The sequence below is a fragment of the Erythrobacter donghaensis genome (genome assembly GCF_001557325.1).
GTDB lineage: Bacteria > Pseudomonadota > Alphaproteobacteria > Sphingomonadales > Sphingomonadaceae > Erythrobacter > Erythrobacter donghaensis_B.
Genome location: NZ_LSJS01000254.1, coordinates 1 through 15741 on the forward strand (window position 1 = coordinate 1; position 15741 = coordinate 15741).

Genomic DNA, 15741 nt, shown 5'->3' on the forward strand with positions numbered 1-15741 from the left:
GGCTCGGGCTGCCCGCCGATCTCGAGGCCCTTGCGCTGGCCGACGGTGAAATGGACGATGCCCTTGTGCTCGCCCAGCGTCTCGCCGGTCGCCGCGTGGACGATGGCGCCCGGCGCAGCGCCCTCGGGGCGCACCCTGGTGACGATCTTCGCATAATCGCCATCGGGCACGAAGCAGATGTCCTGCGAATCGGGCTTGGCGGCGTTCCTGAGGCCCGCCGCCTCGGCCAAGGCCCGAACCTGCGGCTTGGGCATCCCGCCAAGCGGAAAGCGCAGATAGTCGAGCTGCGCCTCGGTGGTGCCATAGAGGAAGTAGGACTGGTCACGCGCCGGATCGAAGGCGCGGTGGAGCTCCGCGCCGTCCGCCCCGGCGAGCCGGCGGACATAGTGCCCGGTCGCAAGGCAATCCGCGCCGAGTTCGCGCGCCATGCGGAACAGGTCGGTGAACTTGGGCCCCATGTTGCAGCGGATGCAGGGGACGGGCGTGCGCCCGGCGAGATATTCGTCGGCGAACTGCTCGACCACTTCCTCGCGGAAGGCGCTTTCGTGGTCGAAGACGTAATGCGCGATGCCGAGCCGGTCGGCGACGGCGCGCGCGTCGCGGATGTCGTCGCCTGCACAGCACGCGCCCTTGCGGCCCGTCGCCGCGCCGTAATCATAGAGCTGGAGCGTGATGCCGATCACCTCCGCCCCGCTGGCATGGGCGAGAGCGGCGACCACCGAGCTGTCGACCCCGCCGCTCATCGCCACCACGATCCGGCATGCCGAGGCCGCGCGCGGCAGATCGAACAGCGCGGCTGCGGCGTCGGAGGGCATCAGGCCGGTGTCGAGGAGCTGCGGAGCGGTCATGGAGCGGCGCGCATATAGCGATGCTCCCCCCTCAGCGCCAGTGCGGGCAATCTTGCCCTTTCGGGCAGCAGTAATCCTAAGCCGAGGTAAATGGCGGTTTTACCGGATTTTGACGCACTCGGGTTAGGAAAGGGGATGATGTTCGAGAAACCAAGACCCAGCCTTACCCGCGCCGATGCGCCTTCCGGCGGGCTCTCCGCCGAGGAGCGGGCGTTGCTGCGTGCCACCGCCAAGGGTGGCGGGGCGGAGCGATTCGACCCTCGCCCGGCGCGCCGCAATGGCGAGGCGCTGCGGGCGATGGAGTGGAGCGAGCTGACCGCCAGGCTCAACGCCGCGCGCGATCTCAGGCTGCTGATGCGCATCGAAAGCCAGGCCCCGATCGAGGCGGTTGCCGCAAGCTTCGGCGATGCCGCCGCAAGTTATTTTGCTCTTCTCGAAGAAAGCGAACTTCCCATTAACCCTGATGCTTTAGGTCAGTCTAAACATCCGGGTACGATTATGAATGCCGCCCATGCAAACCGCCCGGAGAATGCGAGTGGACCCCGATCCGACGCGCCCCGCCGCGCTGCGAGAGACATGCGATGATTGAGAACCAGGACTTCCGCCCCGCACAGGTGATCGGCCCGCTCGGCGAGCCGCTGACCCTTGCCGACCTGCCTTCTCCCGACACCAAGCGCTGGGTGGTGCGGCGCAAGGCCGAGGTGGTGGCTGCCGTCAATGGCGGGCTGCTGACGCTCGACGAGGCGCTGACGCGTTATGGCCTGACGCTCGAGGAGTTCGCCTCGTGGCAGCGCGCGGTCGACCGGTCGGGCATGCATGGCCTGCGCGTCACCAAGATCCAGCACTACCGCGACCTCTACGAGCGCCAGCTCAAGTACTGACACCCGCACGACATGGCCTGTCCCGCTGACGGCCCGCTCCGCCCCCGAGGCGTTGCGGGCCTTCGGCGATTCGCGGCACTGCTCTGACCCGTGCGCTGAGGCGCTCCAGTCCGGCCCTGATGCGCGCGCGCCGACGCGCCCTTCGTCTACGGGGCAAGTCATCGGTCGATGCGCGCATTGCGGGCAAGCCCATGACATTCTATCAGACGTTGCACTTGGTGACTTACACGAGTAATACACTCGTGCCGGAGGAGCTGCGGGCAGCACGCGGCCCCGGGTGAAGGAATGGCGATGAATTACGAGACGACGATCAGGGCCGAGGCTGCCGACGGGGTGACGACGGAACTTTCCGGCGCGCGCGTCCTTGGCACGCCCGCCATCCCGCGCTGGCTGATCTATGCCGGGCTCGGCGTGTTCGGGCTGCTGCTGGCGATCGCCGCGTGGTTCGCGCTGGCGGGCGGCGAGCCTGCACCGGTAGATGACGACAATTCGCAGGCACCCGCGGTCACCGTGGTCTCCCCGGGCACGACCATGGTCTCGGGCGAGATCGAGGCCCCCGGCACCCTCGCGGCGCGCCGTCCGATGCCGGTCGGCGTGGTCGGCGAGGGCGGGCAGGTGGTGCGCGTCACCGTCGACGCCGGCGACTGGGTGAGCCAAGGCCAGGTGCTCGCGGTGATCGACCGCTCGGTGCAGGTTCAGCAGGCCGAGGCGCAGGCGGCGCAGATCCAGGTCGCGCGGGCCGATGCCAATCTCGCCCAGGCGAACCTCGACCGCGCGCTCCAGCTGGTCGCGCGCGGCTTCGTCTCCAAGGCCGACGTGGATCGCCTGACCGCGACCCGCGATGCCGCGGCGGCGCGCGTCAGGGTGGCCGAGGCGCAGCTGCGCGAACAGCGCGCGCGCAACCAGCGGCTCAACATCATCGCGCCGGCAACCGGCTATGTCCTCGCCCGCGCGGTGGAGCCCGGGCAGACCGTCGGCGCGGGCACGCCGGCGCTGTTCACCATCGCCAGCGGCGGCGAAATGGAGATGCTCGCGCAGCTTTCCGAAGAGCAGCTGGCCAAGCTTTCGGTCGGCACCGTGGCGCGCATCACCCCGACCGGGTCGGGGCAGACCTTCGAGGGCCAGGTGTGGCAGATCGCCCCGACGATCGACCAGACCACCCGCCAGGGCACCGCGCGCATTGCGCTCAGCTTCAATCCCGCGCTGCGTCCCGGCGGCTTTGCCACCGCGCGCATCAACTCGGGCAGCTTCCGCGCGACGGTGCTTCCCGAAAGCGCGGTGCTGGCCGATGCGCAGGGCAGCTTCGTCTATGTCGTGGGCAGTGACAAGAAGGTCATCCGCCGCGCGGTCAAGACCGGCGCGGTCACCGCCAACGGCATCGCCATCACCGAAGGCCTGAGCGGCTCGGAAAAGGTGGTGCTGCGCGCCGGCGGGTTCCTCAACCCGGGCGAGACGGTCAACCCGCAGGTTCGGAAGAAGTAGAGCGCCCATCCGGCGCGAGGCGTCCCGCGTAACTGGCAGGGCGCGAGCATGGCGACACAACAGGCAGGACTTTCATGGCACTTCGCGACATTTCGGCCTGGTCGATCCGCAATCCCTCGATCCCGCTGGTGTTCTTCACCGCGCTGCTGATCGCCGGGATCGTCAGCTTTCTGCGGATGGACGTGACCAACAACCCGGATGTCGATTTTCCGGCGGTGGTCGTCAACATCGCCCAGCCGGGCGCCTCGCCGACCGAGATCGAGAACCAGATCACCCAGCGCGTCGAAAGCGCGCTGCGCTCGATCGCCGGGGTCAACTCGATCCAGTCGACCGCGCGCGAGGGCTCTTCCAACACCTTCGTCGAATTCGAGATCGGCACCAACCTGATCGAGGCGGTCAACGAGGTCGAGACCGCGATCGACGGCGTGCGCGGCTCGCTGCCCGACGGCATCCTCGAACCGCAGGTGCAGAAGGTCAACGTGGTCGGCGATGCGATCGGTTACGTCGCGGTCGAAGCCGACGACATGACGCTGGAACAATTGAGCTGGTTCATCGACGACACCGTCGCCAAGCGCCTGCTCAAGATCCCCGGGATGGCCGAAGTCGGCCGCTTCGGCGGGGTTGACCGGCAGATCGAGGTCATCCTCGATCCGGCGCGGATGCAGTCCTTCGGGGTCACCGCCTCGCAGATCAACGCCGCGCTGCGCCAGTCCAATCTCGACGCCGCGGGCGGCCTTGCCGAGGTCGGCGGCACCCGCCAGTCGCTGCGCGTGCTCGGCAATTCGGACACCGCCTACCAGCTCTCGCAGACCCAGATCCAGCTGGGCGGCGGGCGCTCGGTGCGGCTCGCCGACATCGCCAAGGTGCGCGACGGCTATTCCGAGCGCACCTCGATCAGCGAGGTCGGCGGCAAGGAGGTTGTCAACTTCTACATGAACCGCGCGCGCGGCGCTTCGGACCTTGCGGTCTATGACGCCGCGCTCGCGGAGATGGACAAGATCGAGAAGGAGAACCCCGGGGTCGAGTTCATCAAGCTCTCGACCAACACCACCTATACCCGCGGCCAGTACAAGTCCTCGATGTGGGCACTGGTCGAGGGCGCGGTCCTGGCGGTGGTGGTGGTGTTCATCTTCCTGCGCGACTGGCGCGCCACCGCGATCAGCGCGGTCGCGATCCCGCTCTCGGCGATCCCGACCTTCTTCTTCATGGACCAGTTGGGGTTCAACCTCAACTTCCTCTCGCTGCTCGCGCTGGCGCTGGTGGCGGGCGTGCTGGTCGACGACGCGATCGTGGAGATCGAGAACATCGTGCGCCACATGCGCATGGGCAAGACCGCCTATCAGGCGAGCATCGACGCGGCCGACGAGATCGGCCTGCCGGTGGTCGCCACCAGCTTCTGCATCGTCGCGGTGTTCTTGCCCGTAGGCCTGATGCCGGGCGTTTCGGGCCAGTTCTTCCAGAACTTCGGGATCACCGTGGTGGTCGCGGTGCTCATGTCGCTCGCCGTCGCGCGCATGATCACGCCGCTGATGGCGGCCTATTTCCTCAAGGCCCACGGCGAGGCCGAGCATGGCGGCGGACGCTGGATCGACGCCTACATGCGGGTGCTGGCCTGGACGCTCGACACCGGCAAGATGGCGGTGCGCCGCGCCGGCCTCACCGGCTCGGGCAACCGCTTGTTCTATGTCACCGGCCTGCTCATGACCGTCATCGTGCTGCTGTTCGTCTCGGCGGCGGCGATGTTCGAGCTGGCGAGCGGTGCCTTCAGCGGCGGGGCGTGGAAGGGCCTCCTCGGGCTCGGCATCCACAAGCAGATTGCCGCGGCCGTCGACGCCGATACGAACACCCTCGTCAACCAGCTCGTCGCCAAGGTCTTCGAGGTGGTGCTCGTGCTGACCATCTCCGTGCTGTCCTTCCTCGCCGCCTTCGTCACCTTCAAGGCGATCGAGGTGCCTGCGGGCGGCAACAGCGGCTTCGCGCGCGGCCTGCGCTGGCTGACGGCGCGCTTCTACGACCACCGCATCTGGATGCTCGGCATCGGCTGGTTCTCGTTCCTGGTGACGATCCTGCTGTTCGGCCAGATCCCGGGCCAGTTCCAGCCCAACATCGATGACGAGAACAGCCGCGTCGAGATCGAGCTGGTGCCCGGCACCACCCTTGCCCAGACCAAGCAGGTGGTGAACGCGGTGGCCAACCGCCTGCGGCAGGAGCCCGAGGTCGAGCGGATGCTCGAGCGTATCCGGCTGGGCGAGACCTCGTCGATCTTCGTCAAGCTGCGCGAGGACCGCGCGCGAACCTCGATCGAGTTCGAGCGCGAGCTCGCCCCCGTGCTCGCCGCCTTCCCCGACGCGCGGGTGCGCTTCCAGTCGCAGTCGGGCGGGTTCGGTTCGGGCCGCGACATGACCGTGCTGCTGGCCGGCAGCGATCCGGCGCTGCTCGAGCAGACCGCGACCCAGCTGGTCGAGGAGATGAAAGGCCTGAAGTCGCTGGTCGCCCCGCGCATCAGCGCCGATCTCAACCGCCCGGAGATCATCATCACCCCGCGCGACAAGATCGCCGCCGAACTGGGCGTCACCACCGCGGCGCTCTCCCAGACGATCCGCATCGCGACCCTGGGCGAGATCGAACAGAACGCGGCGCGCTTCTCGCTTTCGGACCGCCAGATCCCGATCGTGGTGCGCCTGTCTGAGGAAGCGCGCACCGACTTCCGCACGATCGAGAACCTGCCGGTGCCGCTCGCGGGCGGCGGTTCGGTGCCGCTGAGCCGCGTCGCCGACATCACCTTCGGCTCGGGTCCGACCGCGATCCAGCGCTACAACCAGAACCGCCGCGTGCTGGTGGGCGCGGACCTCGCCTCGGGCGTGCTCAAGGGCGAGGCGCAGGCGCAGATCGATGCCCTGCCGGTGCTCCAGAACCTGCCACTGGGCGTGATCCGCGACGTGGTGGGCGAGGAGCAATGGCAGCAGGAGCTGATCCAGAACCTCATCATCGCGATCGTCGCCGGCGTGCTGCTGGTGTTCGCGGTGCTGGTGCTGCTCTACAAGCGCCTGATGAGCCCGCTGGTCAACATGACCTCGCTCGCGCTGGCGCCGCTCGGGGGCGTCCTGCTGATCTGGCTGCTCGGCCAGCCCAACTCGATGCCGGTCTATATCGGGATCCTGCTGCTGCTCGGCATCGTCTCCAAGAACTCGATCCTGCTGATCGACTTCGCGATCGAGGAGATGAACAAGGGCGTGGGCAAGCTCGATGCGATCATGGATGCCGGGCACAAGCGCGCCCAGCCGATCATCATGACCACCGTCGCGATGACCGCTGGCATGGTGCCGGTGGCGCTCTCGCTCGAGGGTGACGGGGCGTGGCGCCAGCCGATGGGCATCGTGGTGATCGGCGGGCTGGTGCTTTCGACCCTGCTGACGCTGCTGATCGTGCCCGCGGGCTTCAGCCTTGCCGACAGTTTCGAGAAGCGCGTCGGCCCGTGGCTGCGCGCGCGGCTGCTGACCTACAGGCCGGGTGACGACACCCGGCCGATCGCGGGTCGCAGCGAGCCCGATCTGCCGTTCCCCGGCCTTGCCAAGCGCCCTGCGCATGGGGGCGAACCGGCCGAGTGACGGGCCGAACACCCGCAAAACGGGTGACGCGCGGGCCGAAACGCGGCTAGGGTCTGACGATGGCGACGCGTTCCCTGAGGCCCCTGACGCTCGGCGGTCAGCCGCTCACGGTCGATCGCGCCAGGCGGATGCGCTGGACGGCGACGGGGATGCTGGCGGCGATGGCGGTGATCTTCATCGCCACCCACGGCCTTGCCGCCACCGGACATCCCGCCTGGGGCTATGTCCACGCCTTCGCCGAAGCCGCGATGGTGGGCGGCCTTGCCGACTGGTTCGCGGTCACCGCGCTGTTCCGCCACCCGCTCGGCCTGCCGATCCCGCACACCGCGATCATCCCCGAGAACAAGGACCGCATCGCCGACACGATGGCGGCCTTCCTGCGCGAGAATTTCCTCACCCCCGCCGTGGTCGCGCGGCGGATGTCGACGATGAACATCGCCAAGGCCGCGGGCGAGTTCCTGGCCGCCTCGCCCGAGAGGGGCGGGCAGGACGAACGCTCGCGCATCACCTCGGGCGCGGCCGAACTGCTCGCCGAGGTGCTCGAATCGCTCGATCCCGACCGGCTCGGCAATCAGGTGCGCTCCGGCCTCGCCGCGCAGCTCGCCAAGCTCGACATCGCGCCGCTCGCGGGCCGCATGATCGAGAGCGCCATGACCGACAAGCGCCACCAGCCGCTGATCGATGGCTTCGTGCGCTGGGCGGGCCTGACGCTCGAGGATAACGAGGAGACGATCCGCGAGATCATCCACCAGCGCGTCGCGGGCGTGCTGCGCTGGGCGGGGATCGACAAGACCATCTCGGCCAGCGTGCTCGACGGGCTCTACAAGCTGCTCGCCGAGGTGCTGGTCAACCCCGATCATCCCCTTCGCGGCAAGATCGAGGAGGGGCTGGCGAAGCTCGGCCAGGACTTGCAGCACGACGCAGCCACCCGCGCCAAGGTCGAGGACATGAAGCGCGATCTTATCGCCAATCCCGCTGTGGCCGTGTGGTGGACGGGGGTGTGGGAGCGTATCCGCCAGTCACTGATTGCCCGCGCGCGCGATCCCGAAAGCCAGATGGGCGCGGAGATGCGCAACATGCTCGGCGAGTTGGGCGAGGCGCTGCAAAAGGACGCGCGGCTGCAGCACCAGATCAACCGCTTCGCCCGCCGCACCGCCGTCGGCATCGCGACCCGCTACGGCGACCAGATCGTCCGGCTGGTGTCCGAGACGGTCAAGCGCTGGGACGCGACCACCATCACCGGCCGCGTCGAGGGCGCAGTGGGGCGGGATTTGCAGTTCATCCGCATCAACGGCACGCTTGTGGGCGGGCTCGTGGGGATGACGCTGCACTTCATCAATACGGTGCTGTGAGGCGCGCCGCCCGCCGGGCGCGCAGTTCTATCCCGAAAAGCCAACCCGCAACGAAGTCCGCATCCGCCAGAAGGACGCGACCGCCTTGCCGTCGGCATCGACCGCCGGGGTGAAGCGCTCCTTTACCGCCGCGGCGCACATCGAACGATCGAGCTCATCATAGCCGGTCGCGACCAGCATCTTGCAGTCGGTGGCCGCGCCTGACGGGTCGGTGAAGACCACAAGATCGATGACGCCCTGCTGCAATGTGCGTAGCGCCGTGCGAGTATAGGCCTTGCGCAGCTCCTTCACGAGCCTGCCCGTGTCGGCAGGGGCGGCGGACCTTTGCAGGCCATGTTGCGCCGCAGGATCGAGGCCCCAGCTGCTCATGATCCGCGCGGTGCAATCATTGAGAGCCGTGGCAGCCTCGGCCAGGGGCCCGGTTGCGAAGCTCATGCTGCCATCGCCCTGCGACACCGCAATCCGTTCTACGCCCTGCGCTGCCTTGGTATCGATCCGCGCGGGATTACCGGCAGCATCCGGCTTGCGCGTATCGAGCCACACGCCGTGTACAACTGCGACATGGCCGAATTGCCGGTTCGGCTCGATCTGCGCCCGCTTGTCGAAGCCGGCGTGGTCGGCGGCGAAACTGACGCGCAACGGCACGTCGGGGCTCAGGCCCGCCAGCGAGGGGCCTGCCATGGCGATCGCGATGGCCGGGCCCGGGGCGTTCTGCTCGAGAATCAGGAGGTGCGGCTCGCCGCCTGACTCGAAGGCGCGCTGCATCCTGCAGACGCCGCCCTCGAACGATGCCTGCCATGGCGCGACCGGCGTGGCGATGGTGGGTGCAGCAAGGGCAGGGGTGGCGCCGACGGCGAGCGCGGCGAGGGCAAGACAGGTGCGACGCATGAAAAAACCTCCGGCAGTCATGTGAGACTGCCGGAGGTTCCTTACGAAATAAAGACGTTTGCGGCGAACCGCTTAGAGCGCGTTCGTCAGTTCCGGCACCGCGGTGAACAGGTCCGCGACCAGCCCGACGTCGGCGACCTGGAAGATCGGGGCGTCCTCGTCCTTGTTGATGGCGATGATGACCTTGGAGTCCTTCATGCCGGCAAGGTGCTGGATCGCGCCCGAGATGCCGATCGCGAAATAGACTTCCGGGGCGACGATCTTGCCGGTCTGGCCGACCTGGTAGTCGTTGGGGACATAGCCCGCATCGACCGCCGCACGGCTCGCGCCGATGGCGGCGCCGAGCTTGTCGGCAAGCGGCGTGATGGTCGCCTCGAAGGTCTCCGCGTCCTTGAGGGCGCGGCCGCCCGAGACGATGATCTTGGCGCTGGTCAGTTCGGGACGCTCGCTCTTGGCGATTTCCGCGCCGACGAAGCTCGAGATGCCCGCGTCACCCGCACCGCCGACGGCCTCGACGGTGCCCGAACCACCCTCGGTCGCCGCCTTCTCGAAGGCAGTGCCGCGCACGGTGATGACCAGCTTGGCGTCGGTCGATTCGACGGTGGCGATGGCGTTGCCGGCGTAGATCGGGCGGGTGAAGGTCTTGGGGCCTTCGACCGACAGGATCTCGCTGACCTGCATCACGTCGAGCAGCGCGGCGACGCGCGGGGCGACGTTCTTGCCCTGGGTGGTGGCAGCGGCGAGGAAGGCGTCGTGATCGGCCATCAGCGCAGCGGCGAGCGGGGCGACGTTTTCGGCCAGGCCGTTGGCATAGGCCGCATCGTCCGCGACGTGGACCTTGCCCACGCCCGCGATCTTGGCGGCAGCCTCGGCCACCGCACCGCAATTGTGACCCGCGACCAGCAGGTGCACTTCGCCCAGCTTCGATGCGGCAGTGACGACCGCAAGGGTCGCGTCCTGCACCCGGGTGTTGTCATGTTCGACGAGAACGAGAGTCTTCATCTCTTGGGTTCCTTGTCCGAATGCTTAGTCGGCGATGCCGAGGGTCTTGAGCTTGCCGACCAGTTCGGCAACGTCGGCGACCTTGACGCCGGCCTGGCGCACGGCGGGTTCCTGCACCTTGAGCGTCTTGAGGCGCGGGGTGAGGTCGACGCCGTAATCGGCCGCGGTCTTGGTCGCGAGCGGCTTCTGCTTGGCCTTCATGATGTTCGGCAGCGAGGCATAGCGCGGCTCGTTGAGGCGCAGGTCGGTGGTGACGATCGCGGGGAGCGCGAGCTTGACGGTCTGGAGGCCCCCGTCGACTTCGCGCTTCACGATCACGCTGTCACCATCCACTTCGACGGTATTCGCAAAAGTGCCCTGCGGACGGCCCATCAGCGCGGCGAGCATCTGGCCGGTCTGGTTCGAATCGTCCGAGATCGACTGCTTGCCCAGGATCACGAGGCCGGGGGCCTCTTCATCGGCGATGGCCTTGAGGATCTTGGCGACCGCCAGCGGCTCGACCTCTTCCTCGGTCTCGACGAGGATCGCACGATCCGCGCCCATGGCGAGCGCGGTGCGCAGGGTTTCCTGCGCCTTGGCCGGGCCGATGCTGACGGCGACGATCTCGGTGGCCGCGCCCTTTTCCTTGAGGCGGATGGCTTCCTCGACCGCGATCTCGTCGAACGGGTTCATGCTCATCTTGACGTTGGCGAGGTCGACGCCGGTGCCGTCGGCCTTGACCCGCGGCTTGACGTTGTAATCGATCACCCGCTTGACGGGGACGAGGATCTTCATGGGGCTTGTCCTTCCTCTCAAAGAATCACGTGACGCCATTCAGCGCCTTGGCCGCCCGCCTAGCTTGCGTTTACGTAAACGTCAAGCGAGGCGGGCCGCTGTTCTGGCCGGGCGAGGGTGATACGTGACCAGCCTCGCCCGGGATGTGTTCGCGCCGTTTCAGGCCGCCTTCTTCACTTCCGCGACGATCTTCTGCGCCGCATCGCCGAGGTTGTCGGCGGGCACGATCGCGAGGCCCGAATTGGCGAGGATCGCCTTGCCCTCGGCCACGTTGGTGCCTTCCAGACGCACGACCAACGGAACCTGCAGGTTCACGTCCTTGGCCGCCTGCACGATCCCGTTGGCGATCACGTCGCACTTCATGATCCCGCCGAAGATGTTGACGAGGATGCCCTCGACTGCCGGGTCCTTGAGGATGATCTTGAAGGCCGCGGTGACCTTCTCGGTGGTGGCGCCGCCGCCCACGTCGAGGAAGTTCGCCGGGAAGGCGCCGTTGAGCTTGATGATGTCCATCGTCGCCATCGCCAGCCCTGCGCCGTTGACCATGCAGCCGATGTTGCCATCGAGCTTGATGTAGGCGAGATCATATTCGCTCGCCTCGACTTCGGCCGGATCTTCCTCGGTCTCGTCGCGCAAGGCTTCGATGTCGGGGTGGCGGTAGAGGGCGTTGCCGTCAAAGCTCATCTTGGCGTCGAGCACCAAGAGCTTGCCGTCCTCGCTTTCGACCAGCGGGTTGATCTCGAGCATCTCGCAATCGGTGGCGAGGAAGGCGTCGTAGAGCTGCTTGGCGAGCTTCTGCGCCTGCTTGTTGAGATCGCCCTGGAGCTTCAGCGCGAAGGCGACGGCGCGGCCGTGGTGCGGCTGGAAGCCCTGCGCGGGGTCGATGCTGAAGGTGGTGATGAGCTCGGGCGTGTCATGCGCCACGGTCTCGATGTCCATGCCCCCTTCGGTGGAGACGACAAAGGCGACGCGCCCGCTCGCGCGGTCGACCAGCAGCGAGAGGTAGTATTCCTTGGCGATGTCGACGCCGTCGGTGATGTAGAGGCGGTTCACCTGCTTGCCCGCCTCGCCGGTCTGGATCGTCACCAGCGTGTTGCCGAGCATTTCCTTCGCATGGGCTTCGACTTCCTCGAGGCTCTTGGCGAGCCGCACGCCGCCCTTGGCATCGGCAGGGAGTTCCTTGAACTTGCCCTTGCCGCGGCCGCCCGCATGGATCTGCGCCTTCACGACATAGAGCGGCCCGGGCAGCTTCTTGGCGGCCTCGACCGCTTCCTCTACGCTGAGGGCGGCATGGCCCGCGGGCACCGCGATCCCGTGCTTGGCGAGCAGTTCCTTGGCCTGATATTCGTGAACGTTCATTGCGTATCGATCCCTTCGATGAGTTCCCGGGGGAGAGGTTCGTCCACGCGGGGCCTAAGCACGGATCGCCCCTCTTGAAAAGTGCCCTGTGCAGGGCCAACACGGGAGCCTCTCATGATTGACAGGCACCACTTCGAAGCCATCGTCCGCGAGGCGGGCCGGATCGCCCATTCGCGCTGGCCGGGGGCGGGTCATGCGCTCAAGAGCTGGGACAAGACCCCCGGCAGCCCGGTGAGCGAGGCCGACCTCGAGGTCGACCGCTTCCTGAAACGCGAACTGCACCGCCTGCTGCCGTCGGCCGCCTGGCTCTCCGAGGAAACCGCCGACGACAAGGTGCGCACGCAGAGCGGCCTGATCTGGCTGGTCGACCCGATCGACGGCACGCGCGATTTCGTGCGCGGGCGGCCGGGCTGGGCGGTGTCCGTCGCGCTGGTGAGCGCGGGGCGACCGCTGATCGGGATGCTCGCCGCGCCCGCGCGCGGGGAGGAATGGATCGCGGTCGCAGGCCAGGGCGCGACGCGCAACGGCGCGGCCATCCGGGCGAGCACCCGCGCGCAGTTCTCCGGCGCAAGGGTGCCGACCCAGGGCCTGCCGAGGGAGGACAGCGATCTGGTTGCAGTCGAGCAGCCCAATTCGATCGCGCTCAGGATCGCAATGGTCGCTGCTGACGAGGCCGATCTGGTCGCCACCCTGCGCTGGGGCTACGAGTGGGACATCGCCGCCGCGACCCTGATCGCGCGCGAGGCCGGGGCCGAGGTCACCGACGCCTTTGGCCACCCGCTCGCCTACAACAAGCACGACCCGAGGGACTTCGGCGTGCTGGTCTGCTCGCCCGCGATCCATGCGGCGGCGGTGGAACGGCTGGCGGAGCGGGCCAAGGCGCTGCGCTGAAACGCAAAACGGGCCACCCGCGAGGGCAGCCCGTTCGGTGTCATGGTGCGGAAATTAATTCCCCGAACGCGCTGCCTGCACGTCCTGCTGGCTCACCGGGATGATCTTGATCTCGACCCGGCGGTTGAGCGGCTCGTTGACGTTGTCGCCGGTCTTGACGCGCAGGTAGTCATACTGCTCGCCGAAACCCTTGGTCGCCATGCGCGCGCGCGCCACGCCCTTGGCGGCGAGGTAGTCGGCGACCGCCTGCGCACGCTGTTCGGACAGGCGCTGGTTGGTCGCCGGAGCGCCGGTGGTGTCGGTGAAGCCATACACGTCGATCAGGCTGTTGGGATACTTGATCAGCGTCTCGGCGACCGAATCGAGCGTGGAGTAGAACCCCGGGTTGATCGCCGCCGAGCCGGTCGCGAAGGTCACGCCGTCGGGCAGGCGGACGAGGATCGCGTCCTGATCGCCGACTTCCTCGACATCGACGCCGCTGCCGGCTGTCTGTTCCTTCAGTTCCTTGATCTGGTCGTCGTACTGCTTCCCGATCACCGCCCCGGCCGAGCCGCCGATCCCTGCGCCGATGATGCGGCCCGCATCACCGCCGATCGCGCCGCCGAGCAGGTAGCCGAGCGTGCCGCCGAGCCCCACGCCGATCGCGGTGCGCGAGATCTTCTTCTCGCCGGTGTTCGGGTCGGTGACGCAGGCGCTGGTGCCCACCAGCGCGAGCGCGGCAGTGCCCGAAAGCAGGATACGCGAGATAGTCATGACTGTTGCCTCCCTTTATTATCGTGGCGACGATGCCATCCCGCCCCGGTGGCGGCAAGGCGTCGTCCCGGCAAGGACGCTAAGCGCTGTGGCGGCCGGTTCCTTGACCCATGTTGAACAAAGCTGCCGGGCCGCCGCGCGCGCGGGCCGGTTGCGGTGCCAGCATGGCTGGCAAGCTCCGCGCTTTGTGCTAGCGCGAAAGGCGTGACACCTTTTCCCTGGACAGACCTTGCGATCATCGTCGCGCTTGTCGTACTCAACGGCGTCTTCGCCATGTCCGAGCTCGCCATCGTCAGCGCCAAGACCAGCGCGCTCGAGGCCAAGGCCGAAGCCGGCTCGACCAGCGCGCAGATCGCGATCGGGCTGGCGGCGAACCCCGGCAAGTTCCTCTCGACCGTGCAGATCGGGATCACCCTGATCGGCATCATCGCGGGTGCCTATTCGGGGGCGAGCCTCGGCGGTCCGGTGGGCGAGCGGCTGGCGGTGATGGGTATGGACGCCGAACTCACCGACGAGACCGGATTCGCGCTGGTTATCGCCTTCACCACCTATATCAGCCTGATCATCGGCGAGCTGGTGCCCAAGCAGCTCGCGCTGCGCGCCGCGGTGCCGGTGTCGCTGGTGATGGCCCGGCCGATGGCGCTGCTGGCCAAGGCCGCCGCGCCGCTCGTCTGGCTGCTCGATTCAAGTTCGGCGGCGATCATCCGGCTGATGGGGCTGCATTCGAGCGACGAGGCCGCGCTGACATCCGAGGAACTGCGCATGATCTTCGCCGAGGCGACCCGGTCGGGCGTGATCGAGGCCGAACAGCGCCAGATCCTCACCGGGGTGGTGCGCCTCGCCCAGCGCCCGGTGCGCGAGATGATGACCCCGCGCACCGAAGTCGACTGGATCGAGGCCGATGCCGAGGCGGCGGAAATCCGCGAGACGATCGAGGGCTCCTCGCACTCGCTGCTGCCCGTGGCCGAAGGCTCGCCCGACACGATCCTCGGCGTGGTCAAGGTGCGCGACGTGCTCGCCGCGCTGGTCGCGGGCCGCCCGGTCGCGATCCGCGACATGATGCGCAAGGTCGAGGTGGTGCCCGACCAGCTCGACGCGATGGACGCGCTGCGGGTGCTCCAGCAGTCCGAAGTGGCGATGGCGCTGGTGCATGACGAATACGGGCATTTCGAGGGGATCGTCACCCCGGTCGACCTGCTGACCGCGATCGTCGGCAACTTCGCCAGCGATTCGGACGATGGCGACCTGCCCTCGGTCGTCGAGCGCGAGGACGGCTCGCTGCTGGTCTCGGGCTCGCTCTCGGCCGATGCGCTGGCCGACCGGCTGCGGCTTGATTACGGCGAGGACCGCGAGTTCGGCACCGCGGCGGGCTATGCCCTGTCGGTGATGAAGAAGCTGCCGCACGAGGGCGAGCACTTCACCGATCAGGGCTGGCGCTTCGAGGTGGTCGACATGGACGGCCGCCGGATCGACAAGCTGCTGGTGAGCCGGGTGCGGGAAGGGGACTAGGAGTCTTTGTTTTCGCCCTCAAACGCCGGGCGGCGGACATCCGTCCGCCTTGGCTTCGCGGCATAAGCCGCGGCGGCCGGTCGGCCTTGCGATCGCTGCGCGACCGTTCTGGCTCTACCCCGAAAGGGGTGACGTTCCTTAGCCTGGGATTACTGTAGAGGCAGCCTGGCCGTCACCCTCGGGCGCGGCGACGATGTCGCGGGTGAGGCGGCCCTTGGCGACGGTGTTGGTGCCGGTGTCGCCGACCTGGCTGCGGATGCTCGGATCGGCGCGGCCGGCACGGTCGATCACGCTCGCTTCCACGCGGCTGCGCGGGGCGGGGCCGCCGAACAGCGCGTCGAGCGCCTGCTCGGAAGCGGTGCCCTCGGACGGGCGCGGGGCGCCGGGGGCGGGC

General features: G+C 67.9%; 14 protein-coding genes. 7 read left to right on the forward strand and 7 right to left on the reverse strand.

All coding sequences use genetic code 11. The features are described 5' to 3' along the window. A partial coding sequence (gene mnmA / locus AX692_RS15015) for a tRNA 2-thiouridine(34) synthase MnmA (RefSeq protein WP_073977751.1) occupies window positions 1-848 on the reverse strand: 848 nt, incomplete at its 3' end. Between the two features lie 90 nt (window positions 849-938). Between mnmA and AX692_RS15020 the strand changes: the two genes are divergently transcribed. From AX692_RS15020 to AX692_RS15040, 5 genes are all read left to right on the forward strand, one after another. Beyond that, window positions 939-1433, forward strand: a complete 495-nt coding sequence (locus tag AX692_RS15020) for a hypothetical protein (protein ID WP_073975745.1) — start codon at window positions 939-941, stop codon at window positions 1431-1433. Next, complete coding sequence (locus AX692_RS15025) at window positions 1430-1729, forward strand: DUF1153 domain-containing protein (RefSeq protein WP_073975746.1); 300 nt, start codon at window positions 1430-1432, stop codon at window positions 1727-1729. The genes AX692_RS15020 and AX692_RS15025 overlap by 4 nt, the downstream gene beginning before the upstream one ends. Window positions 1730-2020: 291 nt before the next feature. Beyond that, window positions 2021-3211, forward strand: a complete 1191-nt coding sequence (locus tag AX692_RS15030) for an efflux RND transporter periplasmic adaptor subunit (protein ID WP_073975747.1) — start codon at window positions 2021-2023, stop codon at window positions 3209-3211. A 74-nt stretch (window positions 3212-3285) separates the two neighbouring features. Continuing rightward, complete coding sequence (locus tag AX692_RS15035) at window positions 3286-6819, forward strand: efflux RND transporter permease subunit (RefSeq protein ID WP_073977093.1); 3534 nt, start codon at window positions 3286-3288, stop codon at window positions 6817-6819. A gap of 59 nt (window positions 6820-6878) precedes the next feature. Further along, on the forward strand, window positions 6879-8171 hold the full coding sequence (locus tag AX692_RS15040; protein ID WP_081095368.1) for a DUF445 domain-containing protein: 1293 nt from the start codon (window positions 6879-6881) through the stop codon (window positions 8169-8171). Window positions 8172-8198: 27 nt separating this feature from the next. Here the strand turns inward: AX692_RS15040 and AX692_RS15045 are convergent, their stop codons facing one another. The 4 genes from AX692_RS15045 to sucC all read right to left on the reverse strand — a co-directional run bounded on the left by AX692_RS15045 (window position 8199) and on the right by sucC (window position 12194). After that, window positions 8199-9059, reverse strand: a complete 861-nt coding sequence (locus tag AX692_RS15045; RefSeq protein WP_196490021.1) for an energy transducer TonB — start codon at window positions 9057-9059, stop codon at window positions 8199-8201. 72 nt (window positions 9060-9131) lie between these two features. Continuing rightward, window positions 9132-10061: an electron transfer flavoprotein subunit alpha/FixB family protein gene (locus tag AX692_RS15050; protein WP_073974743.1), complete on the reverse strand. Its 930-nt coding sequence runs from the start codon at window positions 10059-10061 to the stop codon at window positions 9132-9134. A gap of 24 nt (window positions 10062-10085) precedes the next feature. Beyond that, window positions 10086-10835: an electron transfer flavoprotein subunit beta/FixA family protein gene (locus AX692_RS15055; RefSeq protein WP_073974742.1), complete on the reverse strand. Its 750-nt coding sequence runs from the start codon at window positions 10833-10835 to the stop codon at window positions 10086-10088. Between the two features lie 159 nt (window positions 10836-10994). Continuing rightward, window positions 10995-12194, reverse strand: coding sequence for an ADP-forming succinate--CoA ligase subunit beta (sucC, locus tag AX692_RS15060; RefSeq protein WP_073977092.1), 1200 nt, complete (start codon window positions 12192-12194; stop codon window positions 10995-10997). 114 nt (window positions 12195-12308) lie between these two features. Here sucC and AX692_RS15065 point away from each other — a divergent pair, with 114 nt between their 5' ends. Then, a complete protein-coding gene (locus AX692_RS15065; RefSeq protein WP_073975454.1) occupies window positions 12309-13085 on the forward strand; it encodes a 3'(2'),5'-bisphosphate nucleotidase CysQ in 777 nt (258 codons plus the stop codon). Window positions 13086-13139: 54 nt separating this feature from the next. Here the strand turns inward: AX692_RS15065 and AX692_RS15070 are convergent, their stop codons facing one another. Beyond that, on the reverse strand, window positions 13140-13838 hold the full coding sequence (locus AX692_RS15070; protein ID WP_073975455.1) for an OmpA family protein: 699 nt from the start codon (window positions 13836-13838) through the stop codon (window positions 13140-13142). A gap of 204 nt (window positions 13839-14042) precedes the next feature. Here AX692_RS15070 and AX692_RS15075 point away from each other — a divergent pair, with 204 nt between their 5' ends. Further along, window positions 14043-15347, forward strand: a complete 1305-nt coding sequence (locus AX692_RS15075) for a hemolysin family protein (RefSeq protein WP_073975456.1) — start codon at window positions 14043-14045, stop codon at window positions 15345-15347. 138 nt (window positions 15348-15485) lie between these two features. Here AX692_RS15075 and AX692_RS15080 read toward each other — a convergent pair. After that, the coding region (locus tag AX692_RS15080; RefSeq protein ID WP_155646339.1) for a DUF3035 domain-containing protein at window positions 15486-15741 on the reverse strand (256 nt) is incomplete at its 5' end.